Raw genomic sequence first — 14,042 nt, 5'->3', positions numbered from 1 at the left:
CTAAGCCCGAGGTCCTGTGATGTAAGAGACAAACTTTACTGTTTTCGATTCTTAGTTTATTGCGGAATCAAAATAAAGTACCTGCACAATCCTCTGTGTTTATCTGTGTTATCCGCGGAAAAATAAAACATGCATGATTCACATAATCTGTGAAATGAAATCTTCCACAGAACTTTATCAATGTTAGTCAGGCTATTCTGATGAAAGCAGATTACTTTTTCTGCCCTTCACAAAGTTTGATGAACTGAGCTTCTACATCCTGAAATTTCGGTGGCATCTGTGGGGAAGCCCAGAATAGCATGGCTATTGTTTTATCTCCGAAAGCCTGCTTAAATAATTCCTTGTTAAGACGGTAACATTCTCTAAGCAGCCTTTTGATACGGTTTCTGTGAACTGCTCTTTTAAAATATCTTTTCGAAACAGAAACTCCAAATCTTGAGGTTTCCACAGAAATGCCAGGCTTGTCTTTCAGAATAATGACTCTCAGATTTCCACTGGTTCTCCATTTGCCTTTCTCAAAAAGCAAACTGATTTCCGTATTTTTTTTGAGCTTTTCCGCTCTGGGATATTTGGAATTCTGCATTAATCTTTTTTCACTAAATAATTGATCACTTCAGCAGCGGCATATAGCCCGAAAATGGCAGGAATAAAGCTGATGGTGCCATAGAACGATTTTTTGAAGTTGCTTCCGTCGGTCATTTTAAGACTTTCCTCCTTCTGAATCTCATTGGAGAATACACACCTGAATCCTTTATTGATTTTTTCTTTTTTCAGCCTTTTTCTTACCTGTTTTGCAAGAAAGCAGTTATGGGTTTTACTGATATCTCTTACCATTACCATGCTCGGATCGGTTTTCCCTCCGGCTCCCATTGAACTTACTATTTTAATCTTTCTTTTTCTGGCTGCTTTTATTAAACAGATCTTCGGCGTTACACTGTCAATACAGTCCAGTACATAATTGAATTTTCCTGAATCAAGTACTTCATCCATTCTTTCCGGATTCAGGAATTCGTTGATTTTCGTTAAATGAAGTTCCGGGTTGATATCAAGCAGTCTTTCTGCTACAACTTCTACTTTATGCTTTCCAACCGTGGAGTGCAGTGCGGGAAGCTGTCTGTTGATATTCGTAATATCTACTGTATCGCCATCCACAATAGTCATATTACCAACACCGGCTCTTGCCAGAAATTCTGCAGCAAAAGAACCTACGCCGCCTAAGCCAACTACTAGTACATTGGCATTAGTCAGTTTATCCAATCCATCTTCCTTTATCAAAAGTTCAGTTCTTTCCAGCCAGTATTTATCCATTTTTTATTGTGTGTAAGTTTTCTAAAATTTGTTCATTAAGATGTTCCAAAGAAATTTTCTTTATTTCTGAAGCCTTATGGTACAATTCTTCGATATTAAAATCTTCATTGTCAGTTTCTAAAAAGATTTTGTCTAATGGAGCTTTTTTCAAAATATCCTGCAAAGATAAATTATACAAAACAGCTTTTCCAAAACTCAGATAAAAATTATTGGCAAGAAGATCTTCAGCAATTTGATGCTTTTTATTAAAACCATGGATAATCATGGGCTGTTCGGTTTTCTTTTTTAAAGATATGACCTCATAAAATTTTCTTACACAATGAATAATCATAGGCTTTTTTATTTCATTGGCTATTCTGATCTGCCGTAAAAAAACTTCCTCCTGAATTTTCTGATCAATAGAAACCAAAGAATCCAAACCGCATTCACCGATGGCAAAACAATTTTGAAATATCATGTCTTTCATCCATGAAAATTGCTTTTCAATATCCGTAATATCAATATCATGGGGATGAATTCCTATAGAATAAGGATAATCTGGAGGAATTTGGTTAATTTCCAGATTATAAATTCCGTTTCTGATAAATTTCTTATGGTGGTGAAAATCAAAAAAATCCATATTCAAAAGTAAGTAATTTTCAGATTTAATCTAAAATTATTAAACGATCGTTTATAAATGTGTTAAAAATTTCTTAACTTTACTCAAAGTGCACTTCATGAAAAAAAAATTTACAGAAAAACAGATTCACATACTTGATATTGCAGAAGAACTGATTGCAAAAAAAGGATACGAAGGAACTTCTGTGAGGGATATCTGCTCCAAAGCAAATATCAATGTTGCTATGATTTCTTATTACTTCGGTTCTAAAGAGAAGATGATGTCATATCTCTACCAGTACAGGGTGCTGAAGACCAGAGAGAATTTTTCAGAATTTGCGGATACCATCAAAGATGGGAAACCGGAAATGCAGCTTCGGGAAATGATTAAATATATCGTTTCTCAACTTTTCAAGTATAACTATTTCCATGGTTTTGTGACACAGGAACTTCGCCACACAGAAAATCTGAAGGATGAATTGCTTGATTTCTATCAGTTATTTGTAAAAAAACTGGACGAAGTCATTAAAAAAGGAGTTGCTTCCGGGGTTTTTACTTTTACTCCCAAACCTGAAGATATCCTTACTATGATTATCGGATCCACTTTATTTGTCATCAGAAATAAAAACTTTTATGAGCTGTATGTTCCGAGTAAGAATGAGGAAACCTATACAAAAGAAGCAGAGAAAAAGGTGAGAATGAATCTTTTATTAAGTGTTTTTGCAATTTTGGGATACGCTGCAGACTAAAATTACGTTAAATATTCATAAAAAAAAATCTATTGACAAAAAAGTTATATTTTTGCAAATTAGTAAATCGGCTGTATAATCCGAAAACTGTTGAATTTTTTATATGAAAAAATATATTTTAGGTCTTTTTGCTGTAGCGGTAGTTACATCTTGTGTAAGCCAGCAGGAAAGAGCAATGAGGAGTGCTGATAAAGATTTTATCTTGAAGGCCGCTAATGAAAACTTTGCTAAGAAAAAGTGGAAAAATGCATTGGCTCTTTACGACAGACTTGCCAATCTTGTGGCAGGAACAGATGATTTCCCGAACGTAGGTTTCAACACAGCTTATGCCAACTATTATGACAAAAGTTATAAGCTGGCAGGTCATCAGTTTAAAAATTTCGCAGTAAGTTTTCCAAAAGATCCAAGAGCAGAAGAGGCAGCCTATATGTCTGCATTGTGCTATTATGAAGGTTCTATGGATTATAACCTGGATCAGTCAAGTACAGAATTGGCCATCAATGAACTTCAGGACTTCCTGAACAATTACCCGAATTCTGAAAGGTCTAAAAATATCAGCCAGCTAATCGATGAATTGTCTTACAAGCTTGAATTCAAAGCTTATGAAAACGGAAGACAGTACTTCAAAATGGGAGATTACAAAGCTGCCAATGTAGCTTTGGAAAATGTTTTGGAAGATTTTCCAAGTACTAAACTCCGTTCTAAAATCTATGATTATATCATGAAGTCACGTTACGAACTGGCAATGAAATCAGTATATAATCTTAAAGATGAGCGTATTGAAAGTGCGCTTACCTATACAAAACTGGTAGAAAAAGAACTTCCTAATACGGAATATTCCAAGACTGCAGCTGATATTAGAGAAAAACTGGAAAAGGAAAAACAGAACTTTGTCATTGTTAAAAAACAAACAGAAGCAAGAATGGCAGCCTTAACTGCAAGACAGAAGAAAGAGGCTGAAAAACTTGCTGATAAAGACAAAACCGACCAGCAGATTAAAGATCAGATCAGCAATGAAAAGAAAGCAATGCAGCTACAGAGGGACAGTGCAGCACTTAAGACCCCTCCTCCTGCAGCGACTTTCAAAATTCAAAGATAATTCGTAAATTTGCCATCTTAAAATAAAAATAATTTTCTCAAAATGAGTGTAAAAGATACAAAAGCAGAAGTAAATACAATTACTTACGATAAAGATAAGATTGAAGATAAAGTAGGTTCAATCTATGAAGCTATTGTTATCATGGGAAAGAGAGCAGAGCAGATCAATGCGGAGATCCGTACGGAGCTTCACAACAAATTGGATGAATTTGCCGTTCACAATTCTACATTAGAAGAGGTTTTCGAAAACAGAGAACAGATTGAGATCTCTAAACATTACGAAAAGCTTCCAAAGCCAACTTCAATTGCTATTGAAGAATGGTTAAACGAAGATATTTATTTCAGAAAAACAGAAGAGAGAAAATAATCATCTGTGTTTTAATAAATCAAGGTCATAAAGGAATTCTGTTCTTTTATGACCTTTGTTGTTTTAAAGCCTGATTGTGTGGGAAAAAATAAGTACTTTAGTATTTCAAAAATTAGAACTAAATGAGTGTTTCCGGTAAAAAGATACTTATCGCTGTTTCTGGGGGAATTGCTGCCTACAAAATTCATTTTCTCATCAGGGACTTTGTGAAAAAAGGAGCAGAAGTACAGGTTATTATGACTCCTGATGCTGAACATTTTGTAACCAAACTGAGCCTGTCTACTTTATCTAAAAAACCCGTGTATTCAGATTTTTATAGTGATAACGGAACATGGAACAGTCATGTGGAAATGGCGTTATGGGCAGATGTGATGATTGTTGCTCCCTGCACAGCGGGCACTTTATCGAAAATGACCCATGGAATGTGTGATAATCTGGTTATTGCAACCTATATGTCTGCGAAATGTCCGGTATTCATAGCTCCGGCAATGGATCTTGATATGTATGCACATCCTTCTACCAAAAAGAATCTGGAACTGGCAGAGAGTTTTGGACATTTTATTATTCCTGCAGAAAACGGTGAGCTGGCAAGCGGACTTATAGGGCAGGGAAGAATGGCAGAGCCGGCAACCATTTTTAATACGGTTGAAAAATATTTCAGCTCGGATACTCACCTGAAAAGCCTTGAGGGTAAAACTGTTTTAATTACAGCAGGCCCCACTTATGAAGCCATAGATCCGGTAAGGTTCATCGGAAACCATTCATCAGGCAAAATGGGATTTTCTCTGGCAGAAGAAGCTTCAAGAAGAGGCGCAAAAGTAATTCTGATCTCAGGACCAACATTTCAGACAATTAATGATCCAAATGTTCAGCTTTATCAGGTGACTTCAGCCAAAGAGATGCTGACCAAAGTATTTGAATTCTATGACAGAATAGATATTGGTATTGCCAGTGCAGCTGTAGCAGACTATGCTCCCAAAGATGTCGCTAAAGAAAAAATCAAAAAGAATGATGAAAACCTGACCATTGAATTGGTTAAAAATCCTGATATTCTTAAAACAATGGGAGAAAGAAAGACCCACCAGTTTTTGGTAGGATTTGCTCTGGAAACCCAAAATGAAGAAGAAAATGCAAAAGGAAAACTGGAAAAGAAAAATCTGGATATGATAGTTCTCAATTCTTTACGTGATGAAGGCGCCGGTTTTAAAAATAATACCAATAAAATCAAAATATTCACCAAATCGGAGAAAAAGGAATTCGATCTGAAATCAAAGGATGATGTAGCGAAAGATATTCTCAATTTTGTTGAGAATCAACTTTTAAAATAATTTTAATAAATTTCCGTTCTCAATTTTTAGTAGACAATGAAAAGAATTATAAGTTTATTTTTTCTGCTTTTTATATATACCCAAAGTTTTTCCCAGGAGTTGCTGGCAACAGTGCAGGTAAACTCCCAACAGTTGGGAGGAAGTAATCAGCAGGCCTATAAAGCGCTGGAAAAAAGCCTCAGGGATTTTATCAATAATACCAGCTGGACGGGTAAAAAACTTCAGAATTTTGAAAAAATAAAATGTGGTTTTTCCATTGTAATTGCAGAAAGAGATGTCAATAAGTTCAAAGGATCTATTGTTATTCAGGCTGTTCGCCCGGTTTTTAATACTTCTTATGAATCTCCTTTACTGAATCTTCAGGACCAGCGTTTTGCTTTTGAGTATATTGAAAATGAGAGTCTTATATTTAATGAAAGACAGTTCTCAGGAAAAAATCTTACTGATGTGATCAGTTTCTATATCTATCTTATTTTAGGAGTGGATGCAGATAGCTTCCAGTCTATGGGAGGATCTCAATGGTATGCAAAGGCACAGCAGATTGCCCAGAATTCTCAAAACAGAAACTATGAAGGCTGGAATACCATTAATGAGCCAAGAAGCCGTTCTATTTTGATTAACGAAATCATGAACCCTAACTGGAGTCAGTTAAGGTCTACAATCTATACCTATCACAGAGCAGGCCTGGATAATCTTTTTAATCAGGATCAGACGGCTGGGAAAAAAGTGATTTTTGATGCGCTGATGCAGCTCAAAATGTACGAAAACAGCTTCCAGCAGGCTTTTTTCTTTAACCTGTTTATGGACACCAAAAGTGATGAAATCTTTAATATTTTCAATTCCGGAAATAACGGAGGCCTGATTCTGAATGATCTTAAACAGACGATGATTATTCTCTCCCCGAAAAATATTGACAATAAGTGGAATAAATGGAAGGTGTAAAGCTGTGATCAATAAAATCACTTGGATTGTAAATCAAAAAACAATTATAAAATTGAAGAGAAAGCCTAAAAACATTTTCTCAATTCATTAAAAAAAAACTTATTTTTACAATTCAAATTCAAACTGGACCATAACCCGGATTACCAATGCTTTCGAGAATTTACATTAAAAATTTTGCCCTGATTGATACCCTTGAAGTATCACTGAAAAATGGTTTACAGGTTATTACCGGAGAAACCGGGGCGGGTAAATCTATTATTCTAGGTGCTCTGAGACTTATTTTAGGAGAAAGAGCAGATGTAAAATCTATCGCTAAAGCTGATGAAAAAAGCGTAGTGGAAACCGAATTTTCTCTCAACAATCAGTTTAAGAAATTCTTTATTGAAAATGACCTGGACTATGAGCATCAGACCATTATCCGAAGAGAGATCCTTCCTTCAGGGAAATCCCGTGCATTTATTAATGATGTGCCGGTGACGCTGGATATTCTCAGAGAACTTTCCTCACAGCTGATAGATATCCATTCCCAGTTTGAAACATCCAATCTCTTTACATCAGAATATCAGTTTAAAATTATTGACGGGCTGTCTGATAATAAAAAGATTATCGAAGAATATCAGCAGGAATTTTCTGACTTTCAAAACCTTAAACTTCAGCTGAAAAAGCTGAAAACCCAACTTTCAGAAACTAATAAAGAAAGCGATTATAAAGAATTCTTACTTAACGAACTGGAAGAACTGAAACTTGATGATGTTGATTATGAAGATATTCAGAATCAGCTTTCTGTTCAGGAAAATGCCGGGATGATCTCCGAAAATATAAGCCAGATCTTATCTAGGTTTCATCAGGAAGAAATAGGAATCCTGTCCTTCTTTAATGAGGCTACCAATAAGCTTTCCAGAATTTCCGGAGTTTCTGCCGGTTTTGCAGAGCTTGATGAAAGGCTTGAAACCTCTTTTGTAGAGCTTAAAGACATTATTTCCGAATTGGAACATCAGGCAGAAAAGGTTGAAATTAATCCTGAGAATCTAATATATCTTACGGATCTTAATAATAAAATAAATGCTTTATTCTTAAAGCACAACGTTTCAGATCTGAATGAGCTGATCGAGATCAGGAATCAACTGGCAGGAGATCAGAAAGGAGCTTCTGAGCTGGAGTCACAGATTGAAGAAACAGAGGAAAACATTTCCCAAAAAGAAAAAACACTTCAGGGTCTTGCTGCAAAACTTTCAAAGAACAGGCACAAAAATGTTCCTGTTTTTATCAAAAAAGCAGAAAGCCTTCTCAAGAAATTAGGGTTGGAAAAAGCAAAAGTGGATATAGAATTACAGGATGCTGATGAATTCAACCAGTTTGGAAAAGAAAATATCCAGCTGCTGTTTCAGGCCAATTCCGGCTTCCCTTTAAAACCGGTTCAGACTGCTATTTCCGGAGGAGAAAGATCAAGAGTAATGCTTGCAGTAAAAAAGATCATTGCAGAAAGCGATGAGCTGCCCACTTTGATTCTTGACGAAATCGATACCGGAGTTTCCGGGAAAGTAGCGGAAGAGATCGGAAACCTTATGCGTGAAATGTCTGAAGATATGCAGCTGATCGTTATTTCACACCTTGCACAGGTGGCTGCTAAAGGAAATGATAATTATAAGGTGGTGAAACAGGATATTTCCGGCAGAACTCAATCTACTATTATTCCTTTGAACAGCGAAGAAAAGCTGAATGAAATTGCCCAGCTGCTTTCCGGAAGTAAAATTACAGAAGCTGCTTTAGCCCAGGCAAAAGAACTTATCGGATAATTATAAAATTACACTTTTCCTTAAAAAAATGTAACATATTTTACATTATATTGACTAATGTAAAAAAACTAACATATGTTTCTAAAGTTCCTTAGGCTTGAAATCAAAAGCTTTTTTCGTGGTACATCTTTAGGGATTAATCTGACCATGAAAATTCTCCGTTTCATAGGAATTCTTTACTTTATTGGATGTCTTATAGGCGGAGCGTTTATTGCCTTTTTCTATGTGCAGGAAGAGATGCACCAAAACCCTTTGAAGATAGTATCAAAATTCATGATTGTTGGCTGGATTATAGATCTGGTAATTAAATATCTCTGGCAGGAAGTCCCCACACAGAATATTAAACCGTTTCTTACCATGAATATCAGAAAGAATACACTGGTCAATTATATGCTGGCTAAAACCTTCCTTTCCGCGTTCAGCTGGCTGACTTCCTTATTCTTTATCACATTTTCACTGATTGCGTTATTCAATGGATATGAGATTGTAGGAATACTGGTATGGCTTATTGGAGTGATTGCATTACTCTATCTGAACAATTTTATCAATATTTTCTTCAACGGGAAAGAGGCATTAGCCATTATCATAGGAGTTTGCTTTGTGATCATCGGAAGTCTGGGATATTATAAAATCATTCCGGTTCTGGCTTACTCAGAATCTGTTTTCTTCAGCTTCTATGAAAAACCTTACTTTGCACTGATCCCTGTTGTTCTGTTTGTTTTGTTGTGGTGGATTTGTTTCCGTTATCTTCGTCAGGAATTTTATCTGGATCAGGGGCTTGAAGCTAAGAAAACAGTGGGAAAAACAGAGAACATTGCTTTCCTGAATAAGTATGGCGTTATCGGAACATTTATCAATAATGATGTTAAAATGCTGAGACGTAATAAAGTGACCAAAGGTATTTTGCTGGGCAGCTTTATGTTTCTGTTCTATGGATTGCTGATGTTTACTTCTTCGCTGTATAAAACTCCGGCAATGATGATGTTTATGGGCCTATTTGTAACGGGAGGCTTCCAGTTTCTTTTTGGGCAAAGAGTTCCTGCTTTTGACAGTTCATATTATCCTTTGATGATGACGTTGAATGTTCCCTATAAAGAATATTTAAAGGCAAAATGGTGGCTGATGAATATTGTGACAGGAGTTTCAATAATTGCAGCGCTTTGCTATGCATACTTTGGCTGGGAGGTATATATTACATTTTTTGCGGCAGGATTATACAATATTGGAGTGAATTCTCAATTTACCTTATGGTCCGGAGCTTTCAACAAAACCCAGATTGATCTGAATTCTAAAGAGAAAAGACTGGGGCAGAAAGGAAGTTTTAATATGGTGGCTATACTCTTATTGATTCCAAAAATGCTTCTTCCCATGGGTGTATTTGCATTAGCAAAGTATTTCACAGGAATTACAGGAGGAGTGATAAGCATTGCCTTTATTGGAGTTATCGGATTTTTTATGAGAGAAAAGATTTTCGATATCATCGTGAAACATTATAAAAAAGAAAAATACAGCACACTTGATGCATTTAAAAATAAAGCTTAAGTCATGATCAACATACAAAATTTATCCAAAACATACGGAACAGCAACTGTTCTTAATATCGAACATCTTGAAATTCCAAATGGAGAGACATTTGGCCTTGTGGGAAATAACGGAGCCGGGAAAACAACGCTTTTCAGTCTGATGCTGGATTTGATTCAGGCTACTACAGGATTTGTAAGCATCGACGGAATCAAAGTCAATGAATCTGAAGCCTGGAAAAATAAAGTTTCAGCCTTTGTAGACGATACCTTTCTTATTGGTTACCTTACACCCGAAGAGTACTTTTACTTTATCGGAGAGTTGAGAGGTCAGAATAAAGCTTCTGTAGATGAGTTCCTGAAGCCTTTTCATGATTTTTTCAATGGTGAGATCCTTAAATCCGGGAAATACATTCGTGATCTTTCAAAAGGAAATCAGAAAAAAGTGGGAATTGTGGGGGCGATTATTGGAAATCCTGAGATTATTATTCTTGACGAGCCTTTTGCGAACCTTGATCCTTCTACACAGATTAAACTTAAAAATCTGATTAAGGAATTATCAAAACAGGATGGCGTTACATTCCTGATATCCAGCCATGATCTTTCGCACACAACAGAAGTCTGTAACAGAATTGTTGTAGTGAACAAAGGTCTTCTGGTAAAAGATATCCAGACCAATCCCGAGACCCTGAAAGATCTGGAGCAATATTTTGCAGATCAGGTTGCAATTTCGGATATTTAATACCACAAAAAAAGAGGTATGAATACGATTGAATCACAAAACGTCACAGATTATCCTAACAGCAATACCATTTTTATGGTCTGGAAACTTCGTGAGGATCCAAAGCTTAAAGATGTATTTCAGCAGTTATGTGCATTGGTACTTAATCTTAATAATTCGGTTTTTAACAGGTTTCCGGGCAGCAGGGCAAGCTGTGTAATGGGAATTGGTGCTGAAGCATGGAAGAAACTGCAGCTTCCAACCCCTCCGCCGAAGGAATTGGTTGACTTTGAAGAGATAAAAGGTATAAAGCATACTGCTGTTTCTACTCCCGGAGACCTTCACTTTCATTTACGGGCAGATAACAAAAGTCTGATTTTTGATATGGCTGTTGAAATATCCAAATTGCTGGGTTCTGTTGCAGAAAGCATTCTGGAGATTCACGGATTCAAATACTGGGATGCCCGCTCTATTCTTGGTTTTGTAGACGGAACGGAAAATCCGCATGGGGATGACCGTGATTATTTTGCAAAAATCGGAGATGAAGACCTTCAGTATAAAGGAGGGAGTTATCTTTTCGTTCAGAAATATCTTCATAATATGGATGCATGGAAAAGCCTTTCAACAGAAGATCAGGAAAAAGTAATCGGAAGATCTAAAGAAAATGATATTGAAATGTCTGATGATGTGAAACCGGCAAATTCTCATATTGCTTTGGCCAACATCGAAGGTGAAAATGGAGAGGAATTGAAAATCGTCAGAGATAATATGCCTTTCGGAAGTCCCTCTACCAATGATTTTGGAACCTATTTTATTTCCTATGCAAGCACATTTACGACAACCAGAAAGATGCTGACCAATATGTTTATAGGTGATCCACCGGGAAATTATGACAGAATTTTAGATTTCAGCACAGCGGTTACCGGAACGCTTTTCTTTGTTCCTACCAGAAACATGCTTGATGAATTCTCAGGATAAAGTGCAAAGCTGTCTAATTCAGACAGCTTTTTTAATAAAGTGGGCAGGTGAACTTTTTTGTTACAATCAATAAGGCAGAATCGTTAAAACGCAGAGAAGATGTATTTTACTTCTGTGCATTTTGAGGAAGCAAAGAAATTTCCGCCAAAGACGGCAATTAAGCATACGCTTCAGGGCAGATTTCATCTGGTAAACTTTACCTGTGTTAAAATTATACACCTTGAAAATGAATTTTTTGCGTTATTTATCATTCGAATTAAACTATTCTGAAAAGTTTTAAAATTTATAAATAAAATTTTTTATCAAAATTGTAACCTTTTTTTGTTTTCATTGTCTTTAGTATAGAAACAGTATAAGCATGAAACTTTTGTTCGGAAATAAAAAGAATGATTTGTTAAGCCTCCTGAAAAAACAGGATCCGGCTGCACAGAAGATTTTCTATGAACAGAATGTAAGGAAATTTCTGAGTGTAAGCAAAAGCTATGTAAGCGATTTGTATCAGGCGGAGGATTGTCTTATTAAAGCATTCTGTAAGATTTTTAAGCATATAGAAAGCTTCAGGGGAGAATCAAATCTGGAAAGCTGGGCAAGAAGAATTGTTGTCAATGAATGCCTGAATTTTATCAAAAGCCATAAAACGGTATTTTATCTGGATGAGATCAATCAATCGTTTCATGAAGACATTCAGGAATCCGAGGTTGATTGTGATTTTAATGCGCAGGAACTTTTGGATCAGCTTCCTGATGCCTACAGAATGGTTTTTAACCTGTATGTGCTGGAAGGATATTCTCATCAGGAAATTGCTGAGACTTTGCAGATTTCAGTTGCTGTCAGCAAAACACAGCTGTTCAGAGCAAAAGAAAAATTAAGAAAGATCTACTTTCAACAACAAAAAAAAGTGAAAAATGAAAACGTTTAAAGATCATATTGAATTTCAGATTAAAAAACAGATTGAGGAGAGAGAAATTGCTCCTTCAAGAGATCTGTGGTCTGAAATTGAGTTTCATCATAATAGTAATGATCGCTCCAAATCAAAGGTAAACTGGCTTTTAGTGGCAGCATGCTTAATGTTGACATTAAGCTTGGGAGCTGTTCTGTTTTTTCTTAATCAGCCTTCAGAAATTCAGCCTGTCGTTGCAGAGAAAACAGAAAAAAACACTATAGAAGAAATCAAAAAAGATCCGGTTCAGCATAATGTTCCACTGGTGGTAGAGAATAATAAAAAGGAGGTAAAGAAAACTCTTGCGCCAGATAAAGGAGAAGTGATTTCTCCAGTGGCAATAGGACATGATAATCTCATTCCCAAAGAAACTGTTCCTTTAAAGAAACTTGATATTACCCAGATTTCTAATCCTAAACTCATGGCAAAAGCCGATTCTTTAAAAACTCCGGTTAAAAAGAAGAAATATGTAGACCCATCCACGCTTCTTTTTTCAGTAGAACATAAAGATGTCATTGAAAAAACCAAGGATGGGAGTAATGTGGCTACTACTATTGATCTGAATGCCAGATAATTTATCCGAAAAAATAAAAAATTAATAATATGATCAAGAAATTAATCGTAATGGGATTGCTATGCTCTATTTCGGCATCGTTCCATGCACAAAAGAAACTGAATATTAATCTGTCTTCTAAAAAAGATACTGAGGTAAGCCCGATTGTTAAAGAAAAAGTGGAAGAATATGCCGCTAAAATCAATGCGATTATTCAGGAAGAAAAAAAACTGATGGAAGAAGAGCTTAAGGTTTTACAGGCCAGAAATCTGGATAAAGCTGAATTTGACAGAGAAAAGGCCCAGATAGCAGACCGTTATTCCGGGAAAATGGATAAAAGAATTGAAGAACTGGGATTTGATCTGGATGATGTGATTCAGAAGCAGGTAAGGTATTCCCTTTTGAACACTGATGTGACTTCGCAGGAAGAACTCAAGGAAAAGCTGTTAAAAAAATTCCGCCCAAGCAGGAGCTTTACAGGATATTTCTCTTACGGAATTATGACATTGACAAACAGTTCTCAGGATAACGAACTGGATAAAAACATCGGATATGCCAATAATCTGGAGTTTGGTCTGAAACTGAATTATCAGCTCAGCAGAACAAGTCCATGGGCAATTACTTCAGGATTGGGATTTTCATGGAGAACAGTCAGAACAGATAATAATATGTATTTTGCAAAAAATGCAGATCAGGGAGTTGCTTTGGCCCACGCTAATGAAAACCTGGATAAAAGCAAGCTGAGAACAGGATATATTATGGTCCCTCTTGGAATACAGTATAATTTCTCCAAGCTTAAAAATGCAGGAATGGATATTCAGTACCGTAGTTATTATACGGGATTTAAAATAGGGGCAAATTTGTATGGCGGCGTAAAAATGTCTACCAACAATATTGTAAAAGATAATGATGGGGAAAGAAGAGACCGGGGAAACTATCAGGTAAATCCTTTTGTATACGGAGCACAGTTTACTGTTTCCTATAACAGCTTCAGCCTGTTTGTAAAGAAAGATTTCAGCAACTTCTTTAAAGATGGTTATTTTAATAATGATAAAGCGCTGATATTCGGCTTAGCCATCGGATTAGATTAAATACACTTTGATTGCAAAACGCAAAACTCCGGGAAAGGATCCCGGAGTTTTGCA

15 protein-coding genes are annotated in these 14,042 nt (G+C 36.1%); 12 read left to right on the top strand and 3 right to left on the bottom strand.

All coding sequences use genetic code 11. The features are described from left to right. Positions 1–211: 211 nt before the first annotated feature. From rnpA to AC3FI7_RS15270, 3 genes are read right to left on the bottom strand one after another with little or no spacing between them, the layout of a single operon-like run. Positions 212–583, bottom strand: coding sequence for a ribonuclease P protein component (rnpA, locus tag AC3FI7_RS15280; RefSeq protein ID WP_142725177.1), 372 nt, complete (start codon positions 581–583; stop codon positions 212–214). Then, entirely contained in the window at positions 583–1,308 is a 726-nt protein-coding gene (locus tag AC3FI7_RS15275; RefSeq protein ID WP_343661013.1) for a tRNA threonylcarbamoyladenosine dehydratase, read from the bottom strand. Before AC3FI7_RS15275 ends, rnpA begins: the two co-directional genes overlap by 1 nt. Beyond that, positions 1,301–1,927: a TatD family hydrolase gene (locus tag AC3FI7_RS15270; RefSeq protein ID WP_343661015.1), complete on the bottom strand. Its 627-nt coding sequence runs from the start codon at positions 1,925–1,927 to the stop codon at positions 1,301–1,303. Before AC3FI7_RS15270 ends, AC3FI7_RS15275 begins: the two co-directional genes overlap by 8 nt. Before the next feature lie 97 nt (positions 1,928–2,024). On the opposite strand from AC3FI7_RS15270, the gene AC3FI7_RS15265 reads away from it, so the two are divergent. The 12 genes from AC3FI7_RS15265 to AC3FI7_RS15210 all read left to right on the top strand — a co-directional run bounded on the left by AC3FI7_RS15265 (position 2,025) and on the right by AC3FI7_RS15210 (position 13,988). Beyond that, positions 2,025–2,654: a TetR/AcrR family transcriptional regulator gene (locus tag AC3FI7_RS15265; protein WP_142725174.1), complete on the top strand. Its 630-nt coding sequence runs from the start codon at positions 2,025–2,027 to the stop codon at positions 2,652–2,654. A gap of 103 nt (positions 2,655–2,757) precedes the next feature. Next, the gene (locus AC3FI7_RS15260; protein ID WP_142725173.1) at positions 2,758–3,753 is read left to right on the top strand and encodes an outer membrane protein assembly factor BamD; all 996 of its coding nucleotides are present in this window, start codon (positions 2,758–2,760) and stop codon (positions 3,751–3,753) included. A gap of 42 nt (positions 3,754–3,795) precedes the next feature. Continuing rightward, entirely contained in the window at positions 3,796–4,119 is a 324-nt protein-coding gene (locus AC3FI7_RS15255; protein ID WP_027378789.1) for a DNA-directed RNA polymerase subunit omega, read from the top strand. Between the two features lie 122 nt (positions 4,120–4,241). Continuing rightward, complete coding sequence (gene coaBC / locus AC3FI7_RS15250) at positions 4,242–5,447, top strand: bifunctional phosphopantothenoylcysteine decarboxylase/phosphopantothenate--cysteine ligase CoaBC (RefSeq protein ID WP_491460437.1); 1,206 nt, start codon at positions 4,242–4,244, stop codon at positions 5,445–5,447. Between the two features lie 36 nt (positions 5,448–5,483). Next, entirely contained in the window at positions 5,484–6,389 is a 906-nt protein-coding gene (gene porD, locus AC3FI7_RS15245) for a type IX secretion system protein PorD (RefSeq protein ID WP_142725171.1), read from the top strand. 146 nt (positions 6,390–6,535) lie between these two features. Continuing rightward, positions 6,536–8,185, top strand: a complete 1,650-nt coding sequence (locus AC3FI7_RS15240) for a DNA repair protein RecN (RefSeq protein WP_491460436.1) — start codon at positions 6,536–6,538, stop codon at positions 8,183–8,185. 75 nt (positions 8,186–8,260) lie between these two features. Continuing rightward, positions 8,261–9,727 carry a DUF5687 family protein gene (locus tag AC3FI7_RS15235; protein ID WP_491460435.1) on the top strand — a complete coding sequence of 489 codons (1,467 nt, stop codon included), beginning with the start codon at positions 8,261–8,263 and terminating at the stop codon, positions 9,725–9,727. A gap of 3 nt (positions 9,728–9,730) precedes the next feature. Beyond that, on the top strand, positions 9,731–10,447 hold the full coding sequence (locus tag AC3FI7_RS15230; RefSeq protein WP_343661020.1) for an ABC transporter ATP-binding protein: 717 nt from the start codon (positions 9,731–9,733) through the stop codon (positions 10,445–10,447). 18 nt (positions 10,448–10,465) lie between these two features. Continuing rightward, the gene (locus AC3FI7_RS15225; RefSeq protein ID WP_491460434.1) at positions 10,466–11,404 is read left to right on the top strand and encodes a Dyp-type peroxidase; all 939 of its coding nucleotides are present in this window, start codon (positions 10,466–10,468) and stop codon (positions 11,402–11,404) included. A gap of 358 nt (positions 11,405–11,762) precedes the next feature. After that, the gene (locus AC3FI7_RS15220) at positions 11,763–12,323 is read left to right on the top strand and encodes an RNA polymerase sigma factor (protein WP_142725166.1); all 561 of its coding nucleotides are present in this window, start codon (positions 11,763–11,765) and stop codon (positions 12,321–12,323) included. After that, complete coding sequence (locus tag AC3FI7_RS15215) at positions 12,310–12,918, top strand: hypothetical protein (RefSeq protein WP_343661022.1); 609 nt, start codon at positions 12,310–12,312, stop codon at positions 12,916–12,918. Before AC3FI7_RS15220 ends, AC3FI7_RS15215 begins: the two co-directional genes overlap by 14 nt. Positions 12,919–12,947: 29 nt before the next feature. Then, positions 12,948–13,988 (top strand): porin family protein, encoded by a 1,041-nt coding sequence (locus AC3FI7_RS15210; RefSeq protein WP_491460433.1) that lies wholly within the window; start codon positions 12,948–12,950, stop codon positions 13,986–13,988. The last annotated feature ends 54 nt before the right edge of the window (positions 13,989–14,042 follow it).

It is taken from the genome of Chryseobacterium sp. TQ-BC-N36 (assembly GCF_058382295.1).
This window is presented reverse-complemented; position numbering and strand designations above follow the sequence as displayed.

Coding starts and splice junctions, on each gene's coding strand:
- rnpA (WP_142725177.1), bottom strand. CDS start 583: ATGCAGAATTCCAAATATCCCAGAGCGGAAAAGCTCAAAAAAAATACG.
- AC3FI7_RS15275 (WP_343661013.1), bottom strand. CDS start 1,308: ATGGATAAATACTGGCTGGAAAGAACTGAACTTTTGATAAAGGAAGAT.
- AC3FI7_RS15270 (WP_343661015.1), bottom strand. CDS start 1,927: ATGGATTTTTTTGATTTTCACCACCATAAGAAATTTATCAGAAACGGA.
- AC3FI7_RS15265 (WP_142725174.1), top strand. CDS start 2,025: ATGAAAAAAAAATTTACAGAAAAACAGATTCACATACTTGATATTGCA.
- AC3FI7_RS15260 (WP_142725173.1), top strand. CDS start 2,758: ATGAAAAAATATATTTTAGGTCTTTTTGCTGTAGCGGTAGTTACATCT.
- AC3FI7_RS15255 (WP_027378789.1), top strand. CDS start 3,796: ATGAGTGTAAAAGATACAAAAGCAGAAGTAAATACAATTACTTACGAT.
- coaBC (WP_491460437.1), top strand. CDS start 4,242: ATGAGTGTTTCCGGTAAAAAGATACTTATCGCTGTTTCTGGGGGAATT.
- porD (WP_142725171.1), top strand. CDS start 5,484: ATGAAAAGAATTATAAGTTTATTTTTTCTGCTTTTTATATATACCCAA.
- AC3FI7_RS15240 (WP_491460436.1), top strand. CDS start 6,536: ATGCTTTCGAGAATTTACATTAAAAATTTTGCCCTGATTGATACCCTT.
- AC3FI7_RS15235 (WP_491460435.1), top strand. CDS start 8,261: ATGTTTCTAAAGTTCCTTAGGCTTGAAATCAAAAGCTTTTTTCGTGGT.
- AC3FI7_RS15230 (WP_343661020.1), top strand. CDS start 9,731: ATGATCAACATACAAAATTTATCCAAAACATACGGAACAGCAACTGTT.
- AC3FI7_RS15225 (WP_491460434.1), top strand. CDS start 10,466: ATGAATACGATTGAATCACAAAACGTCACAGATTATCCTAACAGCAAT.
- AC3FI7_RS15220 (WP_142725166.1), top strand. CDS start 11,763: ATGAAACTTTTGTTCGGAAATAAAAAGAATGATTTGTTAAGCCTCCTG.
- AC3FI7_RS15215 (WP_343661022.1), top strand. CDS start 12,310: ATGAAAACGTTTAAAGATCATATTGAATTTCAGATTAAAAAACAGATT.
- AC3FI7_RS15210 (WP_491460433.1), top strand. CDS start 12,948: ATGATCAAGAAATTAATCGTAATGGGATTGCTATGCTCTATTTCGGCA.